At 69.8% G+C, this 23,255-nt stretch carries 23 protein-coding genes; 10 read left to right on the forward strand and 13 right to left on the reverse strand.

From position 1 onward, the window contains the following. Position 1 precedes the first annotated feature (1 nt). From GN153_RS02635 to GN153_RS02655, 5 genes are read right to left on the reverse strand one after another with little or no spacing between them, the layout of a single operon-like run. The gene (locus GN153_RS02635; protein ID WP_159899486.1) at positions 2-1,084 is read right to left on the reverse strand and encodes an ABC transporter ATP-binding protein; all 1,083 of its coding nucleotides are present in this window, start codon (positions 1,082-1,084) and stop codon (positions 2-4) included. Further along, complete coding sequence (locus GN153_RS02640; RefSeq protein WP_159899488.1) at positions 1,077-2,327, reverse strand: ABC transporter ATP-binding protein; 1,251 nt, start codon at positions 2,325-2,327, stop codon at positions 1,077-1,079. Before GN153_RS02640 ends, GN153_RS02635 begins: the two co-directional genes overlap by 8 nt. Beyond that, complete coding sequence (locus GN153_RS02645; RefSeq protein ID WP_159899490.1) at positions 2,324-3,340, reverse strand: ABC transporter permease; 1,017 nt, start codon at positions 3,338-3,340, stop codon at positions 2,324-2,326. The genes GN153_RS02640 and GN153_RS02645 overlap by 4 nt, the downstream gene beginning before the upstream one ends. Then, positions 3,340-4,332, reverse strand: a complete 993-nt coding sequence (locus GN153_RS02650) for an ABC transporter permease (protein WP_159899492.1) — start codon at positions 4,330-4,332, stop codon at positions 3,340-3,342. The genes GN153_RS02645 and GN153_RS02650 overlap by 1 nt, the downstream gene beginning before the upstream one ends. A gap of 15 nt (positions 4,333-4,347) precedes the next feature. After that, entirely contained in the window at positions 4,348-6,018 is a 1,671-nt protein-coding gene (locus GN153_RS02655) for an ABC transporter substrate-binding protein (RefSeq protein ID WP_159899494.1), read from the reverse strand. A 255-nt stretch (positions 6,019-6,273) separates the two neighbouring features. Between GN153_RS02655 and GN153_RS02660 the strand changes: the two genes are divergently transcribed. From GN153_RS02660 to GN153_RS02685, 6 genes are all read left to right on the forward strand, one after another. Next, complete coding sequence (locus GN153_RS02660) at positions 6,274-6,738, forward strand: DUF7529 family protein (protein ID WP_159899496.1); 465 nt, start codon at positions 6,274-6,276, stop codon at positions 6,736-6,738. Between the two features lie 78 nt (positions 6,739-6,816). Further along, positions 6,817-8,115 (forward strand): ArgE/DapE family deacylase, encoded by a 1,299-nt coding sequence (locus tag GN153_RS02665; RefSeq protein WP_159899498.1) that lies wholly within the window; start codon positions 6,817-6,819, stop codon positions 8,113-8,115. An 87-nt stretch (positions 8,116-8,202) separates the two neighbouring features. Then, entirely contained in the window at positions 8,203-9,525 is a 1,323-nt protein-coding gene (locus GN153_RS02670) for an aminotransferase family protein (RefSeq protein ID WP_159899500.1), read from the forward strand. 106 nt (positions 9,526-9,631) lie between these two features. Beyond that, a complete protein-coding gene (locus tag GN153_RS02675; RefSeq protein WP_159899502.1) occupies positions 9,632-10,429 on the forward strand; it encodes an aldo/keto reductase in 798 nt (265 codons plus the stop codon). A 93-nt stretch (positions 10,430-10,522) separates the two neighbouring features. Beyond that, positions 10,523-12,940 carry a penicillin acylase family protein gene (locus GN153_RS02680; protein WP_159899504.1) on the forward strand — a complete coding sequence of 806 codons (2,418 nt, stop codon included), beginning with the start codon at positions 10,523-10,525 and terminating at the stop codon, positions 12,938-12,940. After that, on the forward strand, positions 12,937-13,314 hold the full coding sequence (locus tag GN153_RS02685) for a hypothetical protein (RefSeq protein ID WP_159899506.1): 378 nt from the start codon (positions 12,937-12,939) through the stop codon (positions 13,312-13,314). The genes GN153_RS02680 and GN153_RS02685 overlap by 4 nt, the downstream gene beginning before the upstream one ends. A gap of 38 nt (positions 13,315-13,352) precedes the next feature. Here GN153_RS02685 and GN153_RS02690 read toward each other — a convergent pair whose 3' ends face one another. The 4 genes from GN153_RS02690 to GN153_RS02700 all read right to left on the reverse strand — a co-directional run bounded on the left by GN153_RS02690 (position 13,353) and on the right by GN153_RS02700 (position 16,662). Next, positions 13,353-14,240: an SDR family NAD(P)-dependent oxidoreductase gene (locus GN153_RS02690; protein ID WP_159899508.1), complete on the reverse strand. Its 888-nt coding sequence runs from the start codon at positions 14,238-14,240 to the stop codon at positions 13,353-13,355. 47 nt (positions 14,241-14,287) lie between these two features. Beyond that, on the reverse strand, positions 14,288-14,848 hold the full coding sequence (locus GN153_RS02695; RefSeq protein ID WP_159899510.1) for a metallophosphoesterase family protein: 561 nt from the start codon (positions 14,846-14,848) through the stop codon (positions 14,288-14,290). A 56-nt stretch (positions 14,849-14,904) separates the two neighbouring features. Further along, positions 14,905-15,036 (reverse strand): transposase, encoded by a 132-nt coding sequence (locus GN153_RS17630; protein WP_236544740.1) that lies wholly within the window; start codon positions 15,034-15,036, stop codon positions 14,905-14,907. A 144-nt stretch (positions 15,037-15,180) separates the two neighbouring features. Beyond that, on the reverse strand, positions 15,181-16,662 hold the full coding sequence (locus tag GN153_RS02700; protein ID WP_159899512.1) for an aldehyde dehydrogenase family protein: 1,482 nt from the start codon (positions 16,660-16,662) through the stop codon (positions 15,181-15,183). 118 nt (positions 16,663-16,780) lie between these two features. On the opposite strand from GN153_RS02700, the gene GN153_RS02705 reads away from it, so the two are divergent. The 3 genes from GN153_RS02705 (at position 16,781) to GN153_RS02715 (ending at position 19,511) form a co-directional block, all read left to right on the forward strand. Further along, positions 16,781-17,182: a CBS domain-containing protein gene (locus GN153_RS02705; RefSeq protein ID WP_159899514.1), complete on the forward strand. Its 402-nt coding sequence runs from the start codon at positions 16,781-16,783 to the stop codon at positions 17,180-17,182. A gap of 163 nt (positions 17,183-17,345) precedes the next feature. Next, on the forward strand, positions 17,346-18,800 hold the full coding sequence (locus GN153_RS02710) for a hypothetical protein (RefSeq protein ID WP_159899516.1): 1,455 nt from the start codon (positions 17,346-17,348) through the stop codon (positions 18,798-18,800). 36 nt (positions 18,801-18,836) lie between these two features. Next, a complete protein-coding gene (locus GN153_RS02715; protein WP_159899518.1) occupies positions 18,837-19,511 on the forward strand; it encodes a DUF502 domain-containing protein in 675 nt (224 codons plus the stop codon). A gap of 38 nt (positions 19,512-19,549) precedes the next feature. Here the strand turns inward: GN153_RS02715 and GN153_RS02720 are convergent, their stop codons facing one another. Continuing rightward, positions 19,550-20,275, reverse strand: a complete 726-nt coding sequence (locus GN153_RS02720) for a GNAT family N-acetyltransferase (RefSeq protein ID WP_159899520.1) — start codon at positions 20,273-20,275, stop codon at positions 19,550-19,552. A 229-nt stretch (positions 20,276-20,504) separates the two neighbouring features. Between GN153_RS02720 and GN153_RS02725 the strand changes: the two genes are divergently transcribed. Then, positions 20,505-21,182: an HD domain-containing protein gene (locus GN153_RS02725; protein WP_159899522.1), complete on the forward strand. Its 678-nt coding sequence runs from the start codon at positions 20,505-20,507 to the stop codon at positions 21,180-21,182. Between the two features lie 18 nt (positions 21,183-21,200). Here GN153_RS02725 and GN153_RS02730 read toward each other — a convergent pair whose 3' ends face one another. Genes GN153_RS02730 through GN153_RS02740 form a run of 3 tightly spaced genes read right to left on the reverse strand, consistent with a single transcriptional unit; the run spans position 21,201 to position 23,220 of the window. Then, positions 21,201-21,881, reverse strand: a complete 681-nt coding sequence (locus tag GN153_RS02730) for a LysE family translocator (RefSeq protein WP_159899524.1) — start codon at positions 21,879-21,881, stop codon at positions 21,201-21,203. Positions 21,882-21,911: 30 nt separating this feature from the next. After that, positions 21,912-22,574: a hypothetical protein gene (locus tag GN153_RS02735; protein WP_159899526.1), complete on the reverse strand. Its 663-nt coding sequence runs from the start codon at positions 22,572-22,574 to the stop codon at positions 21,912-21,914. 31 nt (positions 22,575-22,605) lie between these two features. Beyond that, positions 22,606-23,220: a hypothetical protein gene (locus GN153_RS02740; protein WP_159899528.1), complete on the reverse strand. Its 615-nt coding sequence runs from the start codon at positions 23,218-23,220 to the stop codon at positions 22,606-22,608. Positions 23,221-23,255 lie beyond the last annotated feature (35 nt).

Genomic DNA, 23,255 nt, shown 5'->3' on the forward strand with positions numbered 1-23,255 from the left:
TTCAGTCCCCGGCGACGTCGGCCTCGTCCCCGCCCCCGGCGTCGGCGTCGCCCTCGGCGTGGTCGAGCGGTTCGCTCTCCCAGTAGGGGTGGTCGTCGACGGCCCGGAAGCAGGCGGCGTACTGGCCGGGCTCGACCTCGACGCCGTCGGGCTTCTCGCCCCGGCAGGCCTCGCGGGCGTAGGGACACCGGGTGTGGAACCGACAGCCCGCCGGCGGCTCCCGCGGCGAGGGGACGTCGCCCTCCAGGGCGTCGACGCGGCGGCCCTGTTCTGTGGTGCTCGCCCGGGGAACACTCTCTAGGAGCGCCTGCGTGTAGGGATGGGCGGGGTTCTCGAAGATGTCGTCGACCGTGCCGGTCTCGACGATCTCCCCCAGGTACATCACCGCCACCCGGTCGGAGATGTGCCGGACGACACTCAGGTCGTGGGCGATGAAGAGGTAGGTGAGGTCGAACTCCTCCTGGAGGTCCTCTAAGAGATTCAGGACCTGCGCCTGGACGGAGACGTCGAGCGCGCTGACGGGCTCGTCGAGGACGATGAAGTCGGGCTCGAGCGCGAGCGCGCGGGCGATGCCGATCCGCTGGCGCTGGCCACCGGAGAACTCGTTGGGGTAGCGGTCGACCTGGTCAGCGGAGAGTCCGACCCGCTCGAGGAGGTCGACCGCCCGCTCGCGGCGCTCTGCCCGGCCGGCGATACCGTGGATGTCCAGCGGTTCGGTGATGATCTCCCCGGCGGTCATCCGCGGGTCGAGACTCGAGAAGGGGTCCTGGAAGACCACCTGGGCCCGCCGGCGGAACTCCGTGAGTTCGGCGCCGTCCATCTCGAACAGCTCCTCGCCGTCGAAGTGCACCTGCCCGCCGGTCGCCTCGCGCAGCCGCAGCAGCGTCTCGCCGGTCGTCGACTTGCCACAGCCGGATTCGCCGACCAGCCCCAGGGTCTCCCCCTCGTAGATCTCGAAGTCGAGCCCGTCGACGGCTTTCACGCTCACCGGCTCCCGGCCCAGCAGCCGGTCCAGCACCGAATCCTGCTCGTAGTAGTACTTCTCCAGCCCCTCGACTTCGACCAGTGGCTCCGCGTCACTCATCCCCGTCACCCCCGGTCTCTCCCCCGTCGGCTTCGACGCCCTCGAAGTAGTCCTCCGGGAGCGCCTCGGCCGGGGAGTACTCGCGGTCGGTGAGGACGCACCTGGCCTGGTGTTCGCCGCTTCCGTCCGCCGGCCGTTCGCTCGGCGTCTCCAGGCAGGCCTCCATCGCCTTCGGGCACCGGTCAGCGAAGTAACACCGGTCGCCCATCTCCTCGTCGAGCAGGCTGGGGACGTTGCCCTCGATGGGCTGCAGGCGGGGCTGTGGGTCCTGCAGGTCCGGGATCGACCCCAGCAACCCCTGGGTGTAGGGGTGGACCGGGTTCTCGAAGACGTCGTCCAACGTCCCCCGCTCGACGACCTCGCCGGCGTACATCACACAGACCCGGTCGCACATCCGGGCGATCACCCCCAGGTCGTGGGTGATCAGGATGATGCTCATCCCCCGTTCCTCCTGGATGTCCCGCAGGAGATTCAGGATCTGCGCCTGGATGGTGACGTCCAGCGCCGTCGTCGGCTCGTCCGCGATCAGCAGGTCGGGCTCGCCGGCCAGCGCCTGGGCGATCATCGCCCGCTGGAGCATCCCCCCGGAGAACTGGTTGGGGTACTCCTCGGCGCGCTCGGCGGGGTCGGGGATGCCTACCTGCTCGAGCAGTTCGACCGCCCGCTCCTTGCTCGGCTCGGTCACGTAGCCCCGGCCGGGGACGAGCGTGTCCACGAAGAAGCGGCCGAAACCGTAGCCCTGAGTCCGCGACCGGGTCGACCGGGGGTTGGATCGTGCCCGGCGCTGGACCTCGACGGCCTCGGCGATCTGCTCGCCGACCGTCAGCGAGGGGTTGAAGCTGCTCATCGGGTCCTGGAAGATCATGCTGAACGAGGGGCCGCGAAGCGCCCGACGGGTCCGCTCGGAGACGGTCCGGAGGTCGACGTGGTCGCCGTCGACGGCCACCGAGTCGTCGTCGCGGTACTCCTCGGCGAGGTCGGCGTCGCGGTACCAGACCTCCCCGGCGGTGACCCGGCCGGGCGACTCGACGAGGTCGATCAGCGACAGCGCGGTCACGGACTTGCCGGAGCCGGACTCGCCGACGATGCCGAGGATCTCGTTGTCCCGGACGTCGAAGGAGACGGACTCCGCGGCGTTGACCTGCCCCTCCTCTGTGAAAAACCGGGTCGAGAGGCCCTGCACGGACAGCAGCGTGTCCGCACCCGCCGGCGGCTGGCGCCGGAGTTCGGTCTCGCGGCTCATGTGCCACCCTCCCCCTCGATGTCCGGGTCCAGCGCGTCGCGGAACCAGTCACCGACCAGATTGATCCCGATGACCGACAGCATGATCGCGATGCCGGGCATCGTCGCGATCCACCACTGGCCCGAGGAGACGTAGTCCTGGCCCTGGGAGATGTCGAATCCCCAGGAGAGAGTCGTCCCCGAGAACCCCAGAAAGGAGAGCGCACTCTCCAGCAGGATGATCGCCGCGATCTGGACCGTGCCGAGCACGATGATCGGGGTCATGGCGTTGGGCAGGACGTGGCGCCCGATGATCCGGCTGTCGCCGGCGCCCAGCGCCCGGGCAGCCTTGACGTACTCCTGCTGGCGCAACGACAGGGCCTCCCCGCGGGCGACGCGGGCGAACCACACCCAGTTCACCAGTCCGACGACGATCACCACCGTTACCGGGAGGGTCGTCGAGGCGGGCATCCCGGAGGCGAGTCCTGCAGCTACGAAGGGGTCCGGGATCGGGACTGTCGCCCGGCCCCACAGCCCGATCAGCGCGACGGCGAGCACCAGCGACGGGAACGCGAGGCTGACGTCGGCGATCCGCATCAGCGTGTCGTCGACGGTACCGCCGCTGTAGCCGGCGACGAGTCCGACGGGAACGCCCACAAGCACCGCCAGTATCGTCCCGAGGACACCGACCATCAGCGACGTGCGGGCGCCGTAGATCACACGCGAGAGCATGTCACGGCCCAGTCCGTCGGTTCCCAGGGGGTGTGACAGCTTGGCCTCGATGGTCGTCACGTTGGTGACCGTCTGGATCTCGCCGTCGACCAGCTGGGCCGTGGTCTCGTTTGTGGTCTTGGTGAACCCGAGCGGCGGGAGTTCGGTCTGGTTGAGGTTCTGTGCGGTCGGGTCGTGTGGCGCGATCAGGGGTGCGAACACTGCCACCAGGATGATCACGACCACGAGCAGGAGTCCGATCTTCGGGAGCAGGCTGTTCCGGAACTCCTTTTTCAGGTTCCGGATGACGCGCGGGGAGACCATCAGTCGTACACCACCCGTGGGTCGAGGTAGCCGTAGATGATGTCGACGACGATGTTGACGATGACGAAGGCCGTCCCGATGACGATCAGACAGCCCTGCAGCGCCGGCCAGTCACGGAGGTTGATGCTCTGAATGACCAGCGTTCCCAGCCCCGGCCACGCGAAGACGGCCTCGGTGATGACCGCCCCGCCGATCAGCGTTCCCAGCTGGAGCCCCAGCACCGTGATCACCGGGATCAGCGTGTTCCGGAGTGCGTGTTTGTACCTGACCAGCGCCTCGGGTGCACCCTTTGCACGCGCCGCCCTGACGTAGGACTTGCCCAGTTCGTCGAGCATCCCCGACCGCGTCAGCCGGGTGATCAGCGCCATGAAGTACGTCCCCAACGCGATCGCGGGGAGGGTGATGTAGGAGAGCCACTCCAGCAGCGTCCCGATGAACGGTTCCGGGCCGACGAGCGCAGCCACCACCGCGACCGAGGTCGCGCCCCGACCGCTGGTCTGGAAGACGTCGAACTGGACGGCGAAGACCAGGATCAGCATGATCCCAAGCCAGAAGTTCGGGGTGCTGATCCCGCCGAGGGAGAACAGCGTCGCCCCGTAATCGACCGGCGAGTTGCGCCGGGTGGCGCTCAGCACGCCCAGCGGGATCGAGAGGACGATGGCCACGATAGTCGCCGCGACGGCCAGTTCGACCGTCGCCGGCACCCGCTGGAAGACCATCGTCGTCACGGCCTGTCCCTTGACGTAGGAAAAGCCCATGTCTCCCTGGACCAGCTCGACGAGGTACTGGCCGTACTGGACGTACAGCGGCTGGTCGAGACCGAGTTCGGCGGCGATGGCCTGCCGGGTCTCCTGGGAGGCATCCAGCGGCGCGACCGCGTTGATCACGCTGCCGGGGGTGATAAACCGGAGGGCGAACACGACAGTGATGACGCCCCAGACGACGCCGATGCCCTGCAAACTCCGCTTGATCGCCAGACGACCGAGCGACATCTCTCCTGTAGTGTATCAGTTCTGCGTCGCGGTCCACACGTCGATGAGTTCGTCGGGACGGGGCTGCCACTGGATGCCGTTGGAGACCCCGTAGACGCTGAACTGCTGGTGGAGGAACACCCACGGCGCCAGGTCGTGCAACAGCTGGTTGGTCTGCTGGAGGATCTGCTCGCGCTCCTGGGGGTCCGGCTCGCTCTGTGCCTGCTCGATGAGCGAGTCGACCTCCTCGTTCTGGAGGACGGTGAGCGGCCCGCCGCTGGTCAACAGCGGGATGATCGTCTGTGCGGCGTCGAACTCGCCGTTCCCCCACCCCAGCAGGGTGAAGGGCGGCCGGTCCTCGATGTTTGGCGCGGTCACGTCCTGGACCAGCGAGTTGAACTCCCGCTGCTGGAGCTCGCAGTTGACGTTGGACAGCGAGTCGATCTGGTTGGCTGCCGCCTGCGCGATCTCGACGTCACGGAGGTAGCGGCCGATCGGCGTCTGGAGGGTGATGTCGACGCCGGCGTGTCCGGACTCCTCGACCAGCCGTTCGGCCTCGTCGGGGTCGTAGCCGTAGGGCTCGATGTCGGGGTTGTGGCCGGTGAACTGCGAGAGGGTCGGCTGGCCGGTGATCTCGCCGAAGCCCTGGAGGACGTTCTCGATGATGCTCTGGACGTCGACGGCGTAGTTCATCGCCTGCCGGAACTGCTGGCTGCTGAACGGCTCGATGTCGTAGCGCATCTGCAGGAAGATGATCCGCGTGCTCGGCACCGGATTGACCGACGCGACGTCCGAACTCTGCACCCGGGAGATCTCCTGTGGCGGCACGTTCGTGACGATGTCGGTCTCTTCGGCGAGCAGCTGATTGACCCGGGTGCTCGACTCCGAGGAGGCGGTGATCGTCAGTTCGTCGGCTGCCGCGGGCTCCCCCCAGTAGTCACCGTAGTTCTCGTAGCTGACCGAGGTGCCCGACTCGTAGCCCGTCAGCTGGAACGGGCCGGTCCCGTTGACGTTGCGGTTGATGAAGTCGGTGCCGTTCTCCTCGACCCAGGACTGCTGCATGACCTGGCCGTTGGTGGCGAACAGCTGGAAGACGATCGGGTTCAGCCCGCCGAAAGTGACGGTTACCTCGCCGTCGCCGGCCTCGACGTTCTCGAGGGTTCCGGTCCCCGCGAGGTCGCCGTCCTGGGGGAGGGCACCGCCGACCTCCTCGGTCTCGATCCGGCGGATGCTGTACCGGACGTCCTCGGACGTGAGGTCGTCGCCGTTCTGGAAGGTGACGCCGTCACGGAGCGTGAACCGGGCGGTGCCGGGCTCGACCCGCTCCCACTCGGTGGCCAGCTTCGCGATGATGGCTCCCTCCTTGTCCCGGCCCATCAGCCCCTCGTAGGCCTGGGAGACGATGATGTTCGTCGGCGTCTCGGCGTGGTCGTGGGGGTCCAGCCCCGAATCCATCTGCCCCAGCGTGACCCCGACCGAGAAGGACTCCTCGCCGCCGTCGTCGGTCGGCGTGTCCTCGGTCTCGTCGTCGTCCATCGGCGTGTCCGTGTCATCCTGCGTGTCTCCCCCGTCGTCCCCACCGTCGCCCTCTGTGGGTGTGTTCTGGGCACCCCCACAGCCGGCGACCGATACCGTCGCGGCTGCCCCGCCGACAGCCTTGAGCAGCGTCCGACGATCGACCTGGCTTTCGCTTTCGTCCCGTGGCATATCCAACCAGTGTCAGGTGCAGATAATGAAAGTGTCGGTCCTATAGCCGCCTGTGGGGCGGTCTCCCCCGTCGCTGACCCGGAGCTGTCGGCGTGGGCTGGTCCGTGAACGTTCGGCCGCCCGCTCGCTCCCCCCGGGTGGCCAGTTCCCGCGCCGCCGGAGTTGTTGCTTATCCCACAGTTCTTCACCCCGGACACGACAACCCTGAGGCCGGTCATGCGAACCCTTTTGCGTGGGCCGGTCGTTCCCCCCGGCGTGCCGGGACCGGACGACACCGAGATGGAGTGGTGGGACGCGCTGCTCGCGGACATGCGTGCGGAGGCCGCGGCCTACGAGGACGAGGGCTGGGAGACCCTCGAACTCCATCCGGGCGACGTGACTGCACGGGACGGGAGCGTCGAGGACCTCGGGCTGGACGTGCTGGTCCCCGACAACGAGTTCGCTGACCTGGAGGCCGCACTCGCCGACGGCGTCGAGGGCTACGAGGTGCTGCGCTCGACGGCCGGGCACTACGTCGCCCTGCTGGTCGTCGTCGAGGCCGCCGGCGGGCGCGCGGTGTTCGTCCCCGCCTACTACAGCGGCCGGGACGACGCCGCGGCCACGCTCCTCCGGAAGGCCACCGAGGCCGGCGAACTGACGCTGATCCTCCGGACGCTCACCGACGACCGGGTCGAACTCGCGCTCGACGACCCGGAGCTGCTTGTCCCCGACGGCGACTGAGCCCGCGGCTACCGCTCCCTCACTCGCTTCAGTCGCCCGACAGAGAGCGTTAAGTATCTCCCCGTGCCGTGGTAGGGCATGGCAGGTCCGACCGCCGACGTCCAGGAGTACATCGAGGAGCACCGCGAGGAGCTGTTCGACCTCGTCGCCCGTCTGGTCGAGACCCCCTCGGTCTCGGGCGAGGAGGGGCCGGCGCAGGAGCTGGTGGTCGAGGAGCTGGAGTCGCTGGGGCTGGAGCCGGACGTCTGGGAGCCCGACGTCGAACGGTTCCGGGACCACCCCGGGTACTTCGACACCAAGACCTACGACGAGGTGGGCTACGGGGGCCGTCCCAACGTCGTCGCGCGGGTCGAGGGGGCGGGCGAGGGCCCGTCGCTGGGTCTCTCCGGGCACATCGACGTGGTCCCCGTCGAGGCCGAGGACTGGAGCTACGACCCCTGGACGGCGACCGTCGAGGACGGCCGGATGTACGGCCGCGGGGCCTGCGACATGAAGGGGGGGCTCGCGGCGAACCTGTTCGTCTACCGGGCGCTCCGGGAGTCGGGCGTGGACCTGGCGGGAGACCTGCTCCTCCAGTCGACCATCGACGAGGAGGCCGGCGGCACCGGCGGCGTGCTCGCGGCCCTGGAGCGGGGCTACCAGCCCGACGCCGCGGTCATCCCGGAAGCGTTCGGGATCCCCGACATCGGCATCGCCAGCAGCGGCGTGATGTACGTCCGGATCACGGTCGAGGGCAAGGCCGCCCACGCCGCCTACGGCTACGAGGGGGTCAACGCCATCGACCGCCTGGCCCGGGTCGTCACCGCGCTGGAGGAGCTGGACCGCGAGCGCAAGGCCCGGATCGACTACCAGCCGGCGGTCAACCAGGACCCCGCCGCCGAGGGGGAAGTGACGAACCTCAACGCCGGGATCGTCGCGGGCGGGGACTGGCCCTCCACGGTGCCGGCGGAGGCGACCGTCGAGTGCCGGGTCGGGTGGCCCCCCGGCGAGACCCGCGAGGAGGTCCGCAGCCAGGTCGAGGCTGCCGTCGAGAGCGTGGTCGCCGAGGACGACTGGCTGGCCGAGCACCCGCCCGAGGTCGAGTGGTTCGGCTGGAACGCCGAGCCCCACGAGTGCGACCGCGACGCCGAGGTCGTCACACTCGCCCGCGAGCACGCCGCCGACGTCTGTGGCGCCGAGGGACAGTTCATCGGCGGGCTGGCGGGGCTGGACGAGCGGTTCTACGTCAACTACTACGACATCCCCTGTCCGACGGTCGGCCCGGTGGGTCACAACCTCCACGGCGCCGACGAGTCAGTCGACCTGGACTCGCTTGTCGACACCGCCAAGATCCTGGCGGCGACGGCCATCGACTTCTGCGGGGTCGCTGAGGGGTAGGCGCCCGCTCCGGCTCTGTGTCCCCTGTGTGTCACTGTCCCCCGGACCGGCAGTAACTACAAGTCAGTCCCTGACAATATGTATCGTATGTCAGGACAGCAGCAGGCGAGTAGACCAACCGACGACTCGCGCGCGTTCCCCCACTGGCACGACCCGGGGAAGGAAGCCCTGGAGATCGTCGAGGGCGACGGCGCCTACGTCACCACGGCCGACGGGCGCACGCACCTCGACTTCATCGCACAGCTGTACTGTGTCAACGCCGGCCACGGCAACGAGGCCATCATCGAAGCCATCGAGGAGCAGCTCCGCCAGGTCCAGTACGTCTCCTCGGCGAAACACAACGACGCCCGCTCGGAGCTGGCGGGCCGACTCGCCGACGTCGCGCCCGACGGGCTGACGGACGTTCTCTTCTCGATCTCGGGCAGCGAGGCCAACGAGTCCGCCGCGCAGTTCGCCCGGGAGTACACCGGCAACAACAAGATCCTCACGCGATGGCGCTCCTATCACGGTGCGACCTACGGTGCGGGCTCGTTCACCGGCGACCCCCAGACCCGCGCCCCCATCGAGCGCCACGCCGCCACCACCGGCTCCGGGAAGTTCCTCCCGCCGCTGCCCCGGGCCTTCGGCACCGACGACCCCCAGGAACTCGCCGACCAGGCCATCGAGCACCTCCGGTTTGTCATCCACAACGAGGGGCCGGACTCGATCGCGGCCATCCTGACCGAGCCGGTCGGCGGGACCAGCGGCGCCTACCCCGCGCCGGCCGACTACTTCACACAGCTCCGGGAGCTCTGTGACGAGTACGGCATCCTCCTGATAAGCGACGAGGTCATCGCCGGCTTCGGGCGGTGTGGCGACTGGTTCGGGATCGGCACCGAGGACGTCCAGCCGGACATGATCACCTTCGCGAAGGGGGTCACCTCCGCGTACATCCCGCTTGCGGGGGTCATCGCCCGCCGGGACATCGCGGCCCACTTCGAGGAGGAGGGGTTCCCGCTGGGTCAGACCTTCTCCGGGCACCCGGTCGCCTGCGCTGCCGGCCTCGCCGCGGTCGAGGAGTACGAGGACGGCCTCATCGACAACGTGGCCGACCACGCCGACCACTTCGAGTCCCGGCTCCGGGAGCTGGAGGCGAAACACGACGTGGTCTGTGACGTCCACGGCCGCGGGTACCTCTGGGGCGTGGAGTTCGCCGACCCCGCCACCGGCGAGCCGTTCGTCGACCCCCGTGTCACGGACGAGGACAACCCCGTCGACGACGTGCTCTCCGCGACCCGCGAGCGCGGCGTTCTGTGTGGCAGCGCCCGCCCGAACACCCAGGTCATCGTCTCCCCGCCGCTGACCGTCGGCGAGGCCGAGATCGACGAGGGCGTTGCGGCGCTGGACGAGGCCATCGCCGAGGTGTTCTGAGGCCCGCCGCCGATGTTCTGAGGCCCGCCGGCGGTCGGCGGAGCCGGCGGGGCACTTCCCTTGCCCTCGTCGGTACGTTTTCAACCGCTCCGTCCGTCGCCGGGGTATGGCGCTCGACCTGCCCGGGATGGGGCTCGGAACCTCGGGGAACACGGACCCGGAGACCTGCCGTGAGACCGTTGTGGAGGCGCTTGAGATGGGGTACCGGCACATCGACACCGCCCAGATGTACGACAACGAGGACGCCGTCGGCGAGGGCATCGCCGCGGCCGACGTGGACAGGGACGGCGTGGTCCTCGCGACGAAGGTCCACCCCTCGAACCTCGCCTACGAGGACGCGAAGCGAACGGCCGAGGAGAGTCTCGACCGGCTGGGCGTCGACAGCGTCGACCTCCTCTACGTCCACTGGCCGATGAACGCCTATGACCCCGAGGACACGCTGCGGGCGATGGACGAACTCCACGAGGAGGGACTTACCCGCCACGTCGGGCTCTCGAATTTCACGCCCGACCTGCTCGACGAGGCCCGCGGCCTGCTCGAGGCGCCGGTCGCCGCCCACCAGGTGGAGTGTCACCCGCTGCTCCCCCAAGAAGAACTCCGGGCGTACGCCCGCGAGCACGGCCACCCGCTGGTCGCGTACTGCCCGCTCGGCCGCGCGCAACTCGAGCATCCTGTCCTGGAAGAGGTCGCGGACAAGCACGGCGTCTCGACCCCGCTGGTCTCGCTTCTGTGGTGTCTCGCCCAGGACAGCGTTGTCCCGATCCCGAAGGCGACCGGCGACCACGTCCGCGAGAACTGGGAGGCACGCGACCTCGAACTCGACGACGCGGACCTGGAACGGCTCGACGCCATCGACGAGCGCCAGCGGATCATCGACCCGGAGAACGCGGCCTGGAACCGGTAGGACCCTCAGCGCACGGCTGCGCCCCCACAAACAACGCCGTCGGGTGTGGCTCCGTGGGCACTTTTTTCACCGGCCACTCCCTGGTTCGAGAGAATGGACTACGAGACGACACGGCGGGCCGTCCTGGGCGCGCTGGTCGCCGGCGGGACGGGCGCGGTTGCGCTCTCGCCGGCCGGCGGCCTCCTCGAACGGTTCGCGCCGTTCAGCGGGCGAGCCTGGGACGCCGCCGAGCGGGTCCCCTCCACGGTCGAGAGCCCGTACGGCCCGGCCACGATAACGTACGACGACTACCACGTCCCTCACGTCGAGGCTGACACCGAGGAGGCGGCCTACTTCGCGGTCGGCTACGCGCAGGCCGCCGACCGGCTGTTCGAGATGGACCTGGTCCGCCGGCGGATGCGCGGGACCCTCGCCGAGGTCGCCGGCGAGCAGGTCGTCGACTCCGACGTTTTTAATGTGCGGATGGACTTCCTCGGTGCCGCCGAGGCCTCCGCGGAGGCCATCGCGGGGACCGACACCGAGCGGATGACCGAGGCCTTCGCCGACGGTGTCAACGCCTACATCGACGAGGGGTCGCTGCCCCTGGAGTTCGGATTGTTGGGCTACGAGCCCCGGGAGTGGTCGGTCGTCGCCTCACTTCTGGTAGGCGCGCAGGTCTCGTGGGGCCTGACGGGCAGTTTCCGGACGCTCCAGCGGGCGCTGCTCCGCGAGCGGCTCGACGCCGACACCTACCGGCAGCGCTACCCCGCCCGGCTGGACCACGGCTACCCGATCCTCCGCCCCGACCGGGTCGGCGGGGAGGTCCACGGCGTCGCCGGCCGGGGCGTCGAAGCAGCGAGCGCGGACGCCCGCGTCGGGAAGGCCGTGGACGCCGACTTCGCCGATTGGCTCGGGCGGTTCGAACCGCCGCCGTATCTGGGCTCGAACAGCTGGCTCGTCGCCGGCGAGCACACCGCCAGCGGCAGCCCGATCGTCGCAAACGACATGCACCTGACGCTGATGGCGCCGCCGGTCTGGTACGAGCAGCGGGTCAGCGCCGGCGAGGTGGACGTCCGCGGCGTCGCCTTCCCCGGGGTGCCCTTCGTCGTCGCCGGCGAGAACGACCACGGCGCCTGGGGGTTCACCAACACTGGTGCGGACGTCGTGGACCTGTACACCTACGAGACCGACGACGCCCGCGAGCGCTACCGCTATCAGGGCGAGTGGCGCGAGTTCGACACTGAGACCCGCACTGTGGAGGTCGCGGGCGGCGAGAACCGCGAGGTGACGGTCAAAAAGACCGTCCACGGGGCCTTCCTCGACCGGGAGGTTGACGGCGACGCACGGCACGTCGGTGTCGCCTGGACCGGCATGTCCGGCACCCGCGAGTCACAGGCGATCCACGAGTTCAGCCGCAGCACCGGCCGCGAGGACGTCCTGGAATCCCTGGAGCTGTTCGACGCCCCGACCCAGAACTTCGTCTACGCCGACCGCGAGGGCAGGACGCTCTACTGGGCGACCGGGAAGATCCCGATACGGCGGGTCGACGGCGAGGTCGTCCGCGGGGACCGCGTCTTCGACGGCTCCGCCGGCGAGGCCGAGTGGGAGGGCTTCGAACCGTTCGGGCAGTCCTCCTGGGAGGGATTCGTCCCCTTCGAGGACAAGCCCGGCGTCGTCCAGCCCAGCTACGTCGGGACCGCGAACCAGCGGCTGGTCGACGACCCGGTCTACCCGATCGGCCAGGAGTACGCCTCGGGCTTCCGGGGCACCCGGATCTACGAGGAACTCGACGCCGCCGTCGAGGAGGGGAGAGCCATCGACCGCGAGTTCATGCAGGGGTTGCAGCGCGACACCGTCGACGTCAGGGCGCGAACGCTGGTGCCCGCCATCCTCGACGCCCGCGACCGGATGCCCGACGCGGCCGACCCGTACCTGGATGCCATGGCCGACTGGGACTACCGGCTCGACCGCGACTCGACGGCCGCGCTGGTCTTTCGCTTTTTCTACGAGTTCTTCCGCGAGGAGACCTGGCGCGACGACTACGAGGACGTGGGGCTGGACAGCTCCTACTGGCCCCAGGAGTGGGTACTGGTCACGCTCCCGCCCGACGACGAGGCCTTCGGCGGCGACCGGGCGGGGGTGCTCGCCCGCGCGATGGAGCGGGCCGTCGAGCGCGTCGACTCCGAGGGCTGGGAGACCTACGGCGACTACAACCGGACGGTCATCGACCACCCCTTCGGCGGCCAGGTCGGGGCGCTGAACTACCCACGCTACCCCACCGATGGCGGCTCCTTCACCGTGATGAACTTCCGGAAGGAGGGCGGCGCGGGCAGCAGCCAGCGGACCGTCTACCCGATGGACGGCGAGACCGTGACGGTCCTTCCGGGGGGGAACGACGGCTCCTATTTCTCCGAGCACTACGACGACCAGCTCCGGCTGTGGGCCGACGGGGAGTACCGACCGGCTCCGCGGGCCGTCGACGGCGACCCCGACATCACCGTCGAAGGACGGCGCGGGGGGGCTGGCGGATGAGCGCCGAGACGGCTGCCGGCGGTACTGACTCGCAGGGTCGCTTCTCCCGGGCGCTCGCCGCGGTCCGGACCGGCGACCGCGGCCGCCGGTGGCTGGTCACGGCGGGTGCCGTCGCGCTGGGGCTCGTGCTCGCGACGGGTCACTGGATGGGGCTGGTGCTGGGCGGCGCGCTCGTCGGCGTCCTCCAGCGCGACCTCAAGCGCGCGGTCGGCGGCGGCCTCCTCTTCGGGCTCGTCGCGCTCGGGGCATTCGTCCTGGTCGCGCCGCGGCTGGAGGCCGGCGAACTGCTGGCGCTGACCCCCGCGGCCTACGTTACCATCGGTGCGGGGCTTGGCCTGCCGCTTCTCGGTTCGCTGACCCGCGGCGTCGTCTGAGATGTGCCCCAGGAAGCCGCTGCCGCGTTCGCTCCCGCTTACCGGTTCTCCGATTTCTCGGTGTCGAACCCCTCTGTGAGGTCGTCCCACCGCTCGGCCAGCCCTTCGGCAGTCCAGCCCCCGCCCGCCTCCAGGTCCCTGACCATGGTCCGCTCGTACTCGGGGTCGGAGATGTAGGTGAGTTCGCCGGCCTGCAGGCCGACGGTGTTGCCGGTGATATCCTCGGCGTGCTCGCTGGCGAGGAAGACGGGCGCGGCGGTCGTGAGCTGTGGCCCCCACTCGTCCTCGCCGACGTCGTCGACCAGGTCGTCGGTCATCCGGGTGAGCGCCGCGGGCCAGAAGGCGTTGACCCGGACGTTGTACCGGTCGAGTTCGCGCGCAGCGGTCCGCATCAGCCCTAGGATACCCGCTTTGGCGGCCGCGTAGTTTCCCTGCCCGACCCGGCCGGCCGCCGAGTCACTGGAGACACACAGAAACGAGCGCTGGCGGTCGAAGGCCTCCTCCTTGTACCGTTCCCGCCAGTGGCGGGCGACGTTGTGCAGAAGCGAGTAGTGGCCCTTGAGGTGGACGTCGATGACGGTGTCCCACTCCGCCTCGCTCATGTTGAACAGCATCCGGTCCCGGAGGACGCCGGCGTAGTTGACGACCGAGTGGAGGGCGCCGTACTCGTCGACGGTGTCCGCGACGAGCTTCCGGGTGTAGTCGACGTCGGTCACGTCGCCGAAGTGGGCCATCGCCTCGCCGCCGCCGGCCTCGATCCGCTCGACCGTCTCCTGGGCCGGTTCCTCGTCGGCGCCGCCCCCGGTGACGTCGACGCCGAGGTCGTTGACGACCACCGTCGCGCCGCGGTCGGCCATCGCGACCGCCGTCTCCTCGCCGATCCCGTTCCCGCCGCCACAGACGAGACAGACCGTGTTCTCGAGCATCGTCTCGCGTCAGGCGTGCCCCAGGCATAGAAGGTCCGGTCTCTGCCTCACTCCTCCGGGTCGCTCCCCTCGCTCTCCGGGTCCAGCACGGTCACGTCGACCTCTCCCCCCGAAACGTGGAGGCGGAGCATCGTCGGTCGCTCCGCGGGGAGTGCGCCGGTCGCGCTGCCGGGGTTGAGCAGGCGAACCCCGCCGACGGCCTCGTCGATGACGCGGTGGGTGTGGCCGGCGACCGCGACGACGGGCTGCCCGTCGCCCGCCGGCCTCCCGTTCCCGGCGGACTCGACGGCCGCCAGGACCCCGCGGTCGTAGGCCGCCCGGTCCAGCGAGGCGTCGTCGACGTCCGGCGGGTGGGTCACGACCAGGCGGACGCCCTCCACTGTCAGCGTCGCCACCTCGGGCAGGTCGACCCCGACGTCGGCGTTGCCGCGGACGGCGACGAGGTCGGCCGCGAGGTCGCGGAAGAACTCGAGGGCGGTCGGGGTCACGAAGTCGCCGGCGTGGACGGTGTAGTCGGCCGCCTCGACCTCCGCCCGGACCCAGCCGGGGACGGTCTCCCGGAGGTCGTGGTAGGTGTGCGTGTCGCTGAGGACTGCGACGCTGGCCATCGGCGGGCGTTCGGCGCCGGGGCGTCTATAGGTTCCGGCGCCCCGGCGCGGGATACTCAGTCCAGGTCGTACCCGCACTCGGGACACTTGTCGGGGTAGGTGCGGCCGTCGACGACGGCCGTCCCGTACTCGGCGTTGTCCGGCGCACTCCGGTACAGGCGCTCGCCGCAGTTCGGACAGTTCTTCATCCGGTACCGCTACCAGCACCCGGTCGGGTTTCAATCCACCGCCGAGCGGGTTCCGGGTCGCCGCCGGTCGACGGTCCGCCGACGCCGCCGACACCCACCCACAGGTCGGGGTCGAGCGGGGAGCGAGACCCCCGTCCGGACTGTTCAGAACGGGTACTCGCGGGGCTCTTCCTGGACGGAGATCCACTTGGTTTCGGTGAACTCCTCGATGATCCACTCGCCGTTGTACCGGCCCAGCCCGGAGTCGTTCACGCCGCCGAAGGGGGTGTGCGGTTCCTCGTTGACCGACATGTCGTTGACGTGGACCATCCCGGCCTCGATCCGGTCGGCGACCCTGCGGGCGTGGCCCTGCTCGCCAAAGACCGCCGCCGAGAGTCCCTTGTCGGTGTCGTTGGCGATCTTGACGGCCTCCTCGTTACTCTCTGCCTCGATCACGGGTGCGACGGGGCCGAACTGCTCGTTACAGCCGAGCCCGATGTCGTTCGTCACGCCCGAGACGACCGTGGGCTCGACGAACAGGTCCTCGTAGTCGCCGCCGGCCTCGATGGTCGCACCGGCCTCGACCGACCGCTCCAGAAAGTCCATCATCCGGTCGCGCTGTGACTGGTTGATCACCGGGCCGAGCGCGTTCTCGGGGTTCGACGGGTCACCCACCGGCAGTGCCGCGGCCCGCTCGGCCAGCCGCTCGACGTACTCGTCGTACAGCGACTCGTGGACGATGTGCCGGGAGATGGCGATACAGACCTGGCCCTGGTGGACGAAGGAGCCGAAGACGCCGGCGTCGATGGCCTCGTCGATGTCGGCGTCGTCGAGCACGACGAACGGGGCGTTCCCGCCGAGTTCGAGCGCCGGCCGGGCGAGATTCTCCGCGGCCAGCCCGCCCACGTGGCGGCCGACCTCCGTCGAGCCGGTAAAGGAGAGCACGTCCAGTTCGGGGTTCGCGGCGACCCGCTCGCCGGCCGGCTCCCCGCGCCCGGTGACGACGTTCAGCAGGCCGCCGGGGAGCCCGGCGGCCTCGAACAGCCGGGCGACCGCCAGCCCGCCGACGGCTGGGGTGTTCTCGTCGGGCTTGAGCACGACCGCGTTCCCCAGTGCGAGCGCCGGCGCGACCGACCGGACCGCCAGGTGTAGCGGGAAGTTCCACGGCGAGATCACGCCGACGACGCCAGCCGGCTCGCGGGTGACCTCGTTTCGCTTGCCCGGCGTCGTCGACTCCGAGGTCGACCCCTGCGAGCGCATCGGGAAGCTGGCCGACTCCGCCAGCATTCCCATCGTCGCCTCCTCGACCTCGAGGGCGGCTTTCAGTACCGTCGAGCCCGACTCGGCGACCATCAGCTCCGTCAGCGCGTCGGCGTGCTGGTCCAGCAGCGCCATCGCGTTCTGGACCACCTCGGCGCGGTCCTGGGGCGGTCTGTCTGCCCAGGCCTCCTGTGCGGCCGCGGCCGCCTGGAAGGCGTCGTCGACGTCGGCCGCCGTCCCTGCCGGCACCTCGTGGACAACCTCGCCCGTCGCCGGGTTCTCGACGGAGATCGTCCCCCGGTCGCCCGCCGGTACCCACTCCCCGCCGACGTACATCTCCGACCAGTCCGCGTCGATCCCGAATCCCGGTGTGGCTGATTGTGCCATGACACATAATAGCACGAAATCTCAATAAGGGTTGTGGAGTGGTCCCGTTCCAGCAGCCACAGCCAGCCGAACTCGCCGCCATGCCAACGGACTTGACCGTGTGCAACAGGAATCAGTCATGGCCGACGCGACAGTCCGGGAGCTCATGACCGCGCCGATGATGACCGTCGAGGCCGACGAACCGCTCTCCGAGGTGGCCTGGGCCATGGAGCAGAAGGGGATCAAGTCGCTCGCGGTCGTCGACGAGGACTGCCTGCCGGTGGGCATCCTCACCTCGACGGACTTCATCCACATGGCTGCCGAAGAGGCTGTCCCGGCCGAGGCGACTGTCGGCGACTACATGACCACCGGCGTAGCGACGACGACCCCCGACACTCCGGTCGAGGCGGTCGCCGCCCGCCTGCTCGAGGAGGGGTTCAACCACATGCCCGTCGTCGAGGAGGAGGTCGTCGGTATCCTCAGCACGACTGACCTCCCCCAGTACCTCTCGTCACCGGTCGAAACCGCCGGCGGCGCGTGAGTGACATCGGGTTGCGCCTCCTGGTGTGGCTATCTCCCCACGCCTGTGACGCATACGCACTGCCCACGCTCACGGGAGAAGCGCATATGTCTGTGAGGCCCGTAGCTTCCAGTCAGATGTTCTCACGGGCTGTCGCTCGCCCGCATCGGGGGGGCGCCGCCGGATGAGCGGGCGCGGGGCCGGGAGCGACCGCCCGGCAGCGGGTGAGCAGACCAGTCTGTCCAGCCCGCGAGCGCGGGCCGTCGCGGCGCGACTCCGGCGGCTCGGTATCGCGGCCGGCAGACAGTTCGTCGCCGACCTCTGGGCAGCCAGAGGCTACGAGATACGCTCCCCAGACGGTCACGGAGCCGACGGCTCCGGTACGGTCCTGGAGGCGACTCGCGGCAGCGAGACCGCCACGCTCGGCGTGGTCAGCCCGTCCCGGCTGGGCGCCACCCCGCTGCCCGCCCTGGACCACGACGCTGTCGTCGTGCTCGGCGACCCAGCGTGGGTCGCCGACCGGGTCGACGGGGACACCCGGGTGCTCGCCCCCGGGGACCTGGCGGAGATGCTGCTGTACGCGGTCGACCGGCCGGTCGCCGACGACCTCTGTGAGCGTCACCTGGGCGCACCGCCGGAGCGACTGCGGCTCCCGGTCACTGCGGCCCTCGGCAGGCACCTGCGCTCGCTTACCCCGTCGGGCCCGAGCCTCGGCTCCGGGCTGCGCGTGGCGGGGGTCGGGCTCGCGGTCGTCCTCGTCGCGGTCGCGCTCGCGACGCTCGGCGGGTCGGGAGCGCCCGGGCCGGCTACCCCCGAAGCCGGCCTCGAGGCGGCCTCGAGCGGGACCGGCGAGGCCGCCGAGGCAGCCGCCGCCGTCTCCACGGAGAACGCCGGCGAGTTCCCCGAGACGTACCCCCCGGGGACGGCCGACCTGCTGCCTCCCGGCGTCACCCGGGAGGGGATCGACGACGCCGCGACGCTGGGCCGGGCCCACAGCCAGCGCCTCGAGGGGCGGTCGTACGCGCTCACGGTCACGCGCCACCAGCCGCTCGCGAACGGGAGCGCAACACCGGCCGACCCCAGCCTCGACCGGTATCTGTTCGGCTCCATCCCACAGCCGGGGGTCACCCACACGACGGGGTTCGCCGTCGCCGGTGACGCCTACCGCTCGAGGGCCACCCTCCAGAACGAGGCCGGCGACAGGGTGCGGGCGGGCGTCTACTTCACGGACGGGGAGTGGTACGTCGCCGCCCCGCTGTACGGCAACACGTCGTTCCGGTCGGCGCCGGTTACCGGCTCCGTCGGCCCCGACCCCGACACGTATCGCACCGAACTCGTCGACCGGTATCTCTCGTCGCCGGAGACCGAGCTGACCGGGGTCGTCGACCGTGACGGGCGCCGGCTGTACCGTCTCGTCGCGAACGGGACACCGCGCCCGTTCCCCGACCTGTTTACCCGGAACTACACCGCCGTCGCGCTGGTCGACAGCCGCGGGGTCGTCCACAACCTCTCGGTCAGCTACGCCATCGTTAGCGACGACGAGCGCGCTACCGTCGAGACCTCGGTCTCGTACGGCTCGTTCGGGGAGGTGGCGGTCCGGCCGCCGCCCTGGTACATCAACCGGTTCGACGAGCGGTAGCGCCACGCTTTTTGCGGACTCGGTCGGGGTTAGCGCATGGGACTGACGAGGACGGTCAAGACGAGTCTGGTCGCCGGCGTCGCGCTCATCGCGCCGCTTCTGGTCACGGTCATCGCGTTCCAGCTCGTCTTCGGCTGGATACGCGGCTTCCTGACCCCGATCGTCGAGAGCATCGGGCTGGTGTCGCTCGTCGGGATCGAGGTCGTCGCCGAGGTCCTGGCGCTGGTCATTCTGGTGCTGGCCATCGCCAGCCTCGGCTATCTGGCCCAGCGCAGCGCCGGCGCCTACGTCTTCGGGGTCGTCGACCGGGTCATCGGGCTGGTCCCGATCCTGAGTGTCGTCTACAATGGCGTCCGGCAGGTCTCGGACGCGCTGACCCGCCAGGAGAGCCGCTTCGAGAGCGTCGTCCTCGTCGAGTATCCCCGCGAGGGGGTCTACTCCTTCGGCTTCGTCACCGCCGAGACATCCGACCACGCCTCCCCGCCCGACGAGGACACCTACAACGTCTACATGCCGGGCAGCCCGAACCCCACCCAGGGCCACCTCCTCTTCGTCCCCGAGGAGGAGTTTTACCCCGTCGACATCAAGGTCTCCCGGGCGATCCGTCTGCTCGTCACCACCGGCATCGCCGAGAACCGGGAGGAGCTGGAACAGCTCCACGAGGAAGTCGCCGAGGAGGTCGCAGAAGAGGACGTCGAGATACGGTTCTGAGAGCCGGCCGGACGCTCCGGATCCGGTCCTGCCTCCGGTTACATGTACGCGGAGTCCCACCGCGTGGGCTTGCGGGCGTTGCCACAGGCGTCACACTGGATCCGCCCCATCGGGTCCATCGCGTTCGAGAGGCTCTCGCAGTTCGAACACCAGTAGCCGTAGAGGTCCTCCCCGTCCTCGCTGGTGTAGACGACGTCGAACGGCGCCACTGACCCCCGCTCCTGGTCCTCGTGGTCGACGTAGACCGTCCGCCCGTCGTCCTCGACGGGCTCGAGGCGGACCTGCTCGTCCTCGGCGTAGACGTTCTCGACGTGCGGGGTGCCGTCGATCTCCACCTCGGTCTCGCCGACCTTCACGAACCCCTGGCGCTCGTAGAAGGCGTTCCCGTCGGCGTTGTCGGCGAGCACGCGCCCCCGGAGCGTGGCGGCGCCGCGTTCGGCCAGCCGGTCGCGGGTCGCCTCGAACAGCTGCTGGCCGTAGTCCTCGCTGCGGTAGTCCGGGTCGACGTGGAGCCACAGCAGTTCGGCTGTCCCCTCGCCCGTGACGACGCTGTCGGCGAACCCGACGACCTGGTCGCGGTGTTCGGCCACCAGCAACAGCTTCCCGTCGTCCTCCAAAACGTCCATCAGCCGACTCTCGTCGTACCACTCCTCGATGGCCCCGACGATCGTCTTGGGGTCGAGCGAGTACGACGCCTGCATCGACCGCCGCGCGACGTCCCGGATCGAGGGTCTGTCTCCCGGCCTCGCGGTGCGGACCTCCATGGCGACCTGTACGGGCGGGACCGCAATAAAGACTCACCACCTGACCAACACGACCCGGAACCCGGCCGCCGGGCCGTGACCTGGCGCCCGAACACCTGTCATCTGTTCTTACTTTCCGCCGGATCTGCCCGTCCGGACAGCGCTGACCCGGTTGTCGTAACGCTAAAGAGTCAAACAGACCTTCAAGTAAGCAAGATGAACAACGCACGCGCCGTTTGGAGGGGGTACTGTGGGTGTTGAGATCCAGGAATCGCCGGTCTCCGAGGAGGAGTTCGCGGCGATGGAGGAGTTCGTCCGGGATTACCTCACTGCCAGCGTCGAGAGCGAGGAGGAGGGCGGCCGGATGCGGTGGTACCCCTGGCACTCCGCGGAGTACCGGTTCAACCACATCCGGAACGTGGTCGAACTCTCGGCGGAGATCGCCGAGGCCGAGGGGGCGAACACCGACGTCACCCGCGTCGCCGCCCTCTTTCACGACATCGCCAAGCTGGAGGTCGAGCAGGACGTCCACGCCGAGGAGGGTGCCCGGATCGCCCGGGAGTACCTCACCACGCACTGCGACTATCCGGACTCGTTCGTCGACCAGGTGTGTGACGCCGTCCGGGACCACTCCTACCAGGGCGACCTGACGAGGCTCCCGCTCGAGACCCAGTGTCTCATCGAGGCCGACGTCCTCGACAAGGTCGGGGCAAACGGCGCGGCGCTGATGATGTTGCGGATGGGCTACGAGTCCCGCACGCACATGGACGCCGCCGAGATGGTCGGCCGGGTGCTCGAGCGCGGCGAGGACGCGAAGGAACGCATCGAGAGTCAGACCGCCTACGACATCGCCCACCGGCGGCTGAAGCGCGTGGTCTGGTTCCGCGAGTGGCTCGACGACGAGGTCGCCGAGGTCGACCTGGAGTAGCCACCCCCGGGCGGCAGGCTACAGCAGCGTCCCCGCGGCGTCCCAGAGGAAGGCGACGCCGAAGCCCGCCAGCACGGCCGCGCTCACGCCGGCGACGATGGGCGTCGCCCGGTCGACGCGCCGTTTCCCGGCCACCAGCAGCGCGGGGAAGCCGACGATCCAGACGAGGATCCCGGCAAAGAGGCCCACCAGCAGCGCCGGGCTCCCGGTCCGGACGACCAGCAGGCCCGAAAGCGCGTCGCCGACGTAAGGGGTCTGTGCGAGCACGTCGACGGTCCCCGGCCGGAGGAGGCCGACGCCGACTGTGAGCCAGAAGACGACCTGGTAGGGGTTGGTCAGCGCGAGCACCAGCGCCTTCCGGAAGCCGGCACTTCTCCCCGTCGACTCCTCGGGGGCAAGCGTGGCCGTCACGTCGCGGGCGGCGCCGTACGCGAAATAGAGCATCAGGAGGCCGCCGACCCCGACCATCCCCGCCCGCAGGAGGGGGACCCGGTCGACGACGGCCACCGCGCCGGCCAGCGAGAGCAGGAAGAAGGCGGCGTCGGCGGTCATCGCGCCCAGCCCGGCGGTGAAGCCGGCCCGCCAGCCGTGGACAACGCTCTCCTCGGCGATGACGGCGTTCATCGGGCCCGGCGGGGCCGCGAGCGCGAGGCCGAAGACGGCGCCGGCGGCGAGCGTCGTGACCGTCTCGAAGACCATTCGAACCGACTTGGGATGGGGAGCCTAAAATCAGCCCGACTTCCGGGCGTCCAGTTGCCGCTCGATGTAGCCGGCGACGTCGGTGAGGTGGGCGGTCCCCCAGACCGCGACGACGACGGCGCCGATAGTGTTGAACACGAGGTCGAGCATCGTGTCCTCGAGCCCGTACTGGGTCAGCAGTGCCCGGTTGCCCACTGCGCGTGCGGCCTCCCCCAGCGCGAACTCGATGACTTCCCAGAACACGCCGAAGGCGAGCACGAACAGGAGGATGAAGGCGAACATGAACCGCGGGGGAAGCGCGATCTCCTCGGAGTGTGCGTCGAGCGCCCGGGCGGTCGCGTAGCCGACGCCCGCGACGACCGAGGCCGAGAGCGCGTGGGTGACATGGTCCCACCACGGGACCGAGCCGTAGAGGTTGGTCTCGCTGCCCGGTAATCCGAGGACGCCGAAGGCGTGCAGGAAGACCGCGCTGGTGATCCACAGCGTCAGCGCCGGGTCCATCGGGATGTCGTAGTCCCGCTCGAGTACCGGCGGCAACTGCGTGACGAGCAGCCCGACCCCCGCGTTGACGACGATGGTCGTCGAGCCCCGGTAGAGCCCGACGAAGAAGATGCCCACCAGTCCCATCTCCATGGCCCAGGCAGCCTGCTTCTGGCGGCGCCGGCTGACTCCGAGCCGGTCGCGGAGCCTCATCGCTCTCCCCGTCCTGTCCCGCGGCGGGACGTCATGGAGCTCCCCCGATCCGGCGACGGACCCGCGCCCGGCGGCGGATGTAGAACTCGAAGACGACTCCCGCGAGCAGGCCCGCTACCGTCGAGGCGACGAACTCGAGCATCAGCCCGCGCTCGATGGCGTACCCGTCCAGTGCGGGGTCGAGGAGGAAGCCGGTGCCGAGCCAGACGTCGACAGTCCACCGGAGGACCGCCCAGACTCCGGCGACGGCCATCGTGGCGATGGCGACGAAGGCGACGGCGAACGAGGGTGACATCGAGACCGAGGTGAAGGCGTGCAGTTCGACGACGACCACCAGCGCGAGCGCCGCGACCGAGAGGTAGGTCCCGACCCGGTTGGTCACCTGGAGGGTGGCGACGGTCCGCCCGAGCACCGGCAGGGCTGCGAGCGCGAGCACCTCCCAGGGGAGCATCACCTTCGGGTCCGCGAAGACCAGCGGCGGCAGGAGTACGATGACAGCCACGGCGGTGGCGAACACGCCCCACAGCAGGTCGCCGGCCAGCACCGAGCCGACGGCGGTGAGCCCGATCCCGGCGACGACGACCCACGCGAGTGCGGCGTTGAGCCGCTCGTCGCGCAGCAGGCGTTCGATGCTCGTCTCTTCCATACGCTCACCTGTCGGCGGCGGGCCCCGAAAGGGTA

Source organism: Salinirussus salinus, assembly GCF_009831455.1.
GTDB lineage: Archaea > Halobacteriota > Halobacteria > Halobacteriales > Haloarculaceae > Salinirussus > Salinirussus salinus.

What these genes read in the sequence shown, in the direction of transcription:
- GN153_RS02675 (WP_159899502.1), top strand. Translation starts at nt 9,632, where the DNA reads ATGGCGCTCGACCTGCCCGGGATGGGGCTCGGAACCTCGGGGAACACG.
- GN153_RS02665 (WP_159899498.1), top strand. Translation starts at nt 6,817, where the DNA reads ATGGCAGGTCCGACCGCCGACGTCCAGGAGTACATCGAGGAGCACCGC.
- GN153_RS02700 (WP_159899512.1), bottom strand. Translation starts at nt 16,662, where the DNA reads ATGGCACAATCAGCCACACCGGGATTCGGGATCGACGCGGACTGGTCG.
- GN153_RS02710 (WP_159899516.1), top strand. Translation starts at nt 17,346, where the DNA reads ATGAGCGGGCGCGGGGCCGGGAGCGACCGCCCGGCAGCGGGTGAGCAG.
- GN153_RS02695 (WP_159899510.1), bottom strand. Translation starts at nt 14,848, where the DNA reads ATGGCCAGCGTCGCAGTCCTCAGCGACACGCACACCTACCACGACCTC.
- GN153_RS02645 (WP_159899490.1), bottom strand. Translation starts at nt 3,340, where the DNA reads ATGGTCTCCCCGCGCGTCATCCGGAACCTGAAAAAGGAGTTCCGGAAC.
- GN153_RS17630 (WP_236544740.1), bottom strand. Translation starts at nt 15,036, where the DNA reads ATGAAGAACTGTCCGAACTGCGGCGAGCGCCTGTACCGGAGTGCGCCG.
- GN153_RS02730 (WP_159899524.1), bottom strand. Translation starts at nt 21,881, where the DNA reads ATGGTCTTCGAGACGGTCACGACGCTCGCCGCCGGCGCCGTCTTCGGC.
- GN153_RS02640 (WP_159899488.1), bottom strand. Translation starts at nt 2,327, where the DNA reads ATGAGCCGCGAGACCGAACTCCGGCGCCAGCCGCCGGCGGGTGCGGAC.
- GN153_RS02735 (WP_159899526.1), bottom strand. Translation starts at nt 22,574, where the DNA reads ATGAGGCTCCGCGACCGGCTCGGAGTCAGCCGGCGCCGCCAGAAGCAG.
- GN153_RS02690 (WP_159899508.1), bottom strand. Translation starts at nt 14,240, where the DNA reads ATGCTCGAGAACACGGTCTGTCTCGTCTGTGGCGGCGGGAACGGGATC.
- GN153_RS02680 (WP_159899504.1), top strand. Translation starts at nt 10,523, where the DNA reads ATGGACTACGAGACGACACGGCGGGCCGTCCTGGGCGCGCTGGTCGCC.
- GN153_RS02720 (WP_159899520.1), bottom strand. Translation starts at nt 20,275, where the DNA reads ATGGAGGTCCGCACCGCGAGGCCGGGAGACAGACCCTCGATCCGGGAC.
- GN153_RS02635 (WP_159899486.1), bottom strand. Translation starts at nt 1,084, where the DNA reads ATGAGTGACGCGGAGCCACTGGTCGAAGTCGAGGGGCTGGAGAAGTAC.
- GN153_RS02670 (WP_159899500.1), top strand. Translation starts at nt 8,203, where the DNA reads ATGTCAGGACAGCAGCAGGCGAGTAGACCAACCGACGACTCGCGCGCG.
- GN153_RS02740 (WP_159899528.1), bottom strand. Translation starts at nt 23,220, where the DNA reads ATGGAAGAGACGAGCATCGAACGCCTGCTGCGCGACGAGCGGCTCAAC.
- GN153_RS02650 (WP_159899492.1), bottom strand. Translation starts at nt 4,332, where the DNA reads ATGTCGCTCGGTCGTCTGGCGATCAAGCGGAGTTTGCAGGGCATCGGC.
- GN153_RS02685 (WP_159899506.1), top strand. Translation starts at nt 12,937, where the DNA reads ATGAGCGCCGAGACGGCTGCCGGCGGTACTGACTCGCAGGGTCGCTTC.
- GN153_RS02655 (WP_159899494.1), bottom strand. Translation starts at nt 6,018, where the DNA reads ATGCCACGGGACGAAAGCGAAAGCCAGGTCGATCGTCGGACGCTGCTC.
- GN153_RS02705 (WP_159899514.1), top strand. Translation starts at nt 16,781, where the DNA reads ATGGCCGACGCGACAGTCCGGGAGCTCATGACCGCGCCGATGATGACC.
- GN153_RS02715 (WP_159899518.1), top strand. Translation starts at nt 18,837, where the DNA reads ATGGGACTGACGAGGACGGTCAAGACGAGTCTGGTCGCCGGCGTCGCG.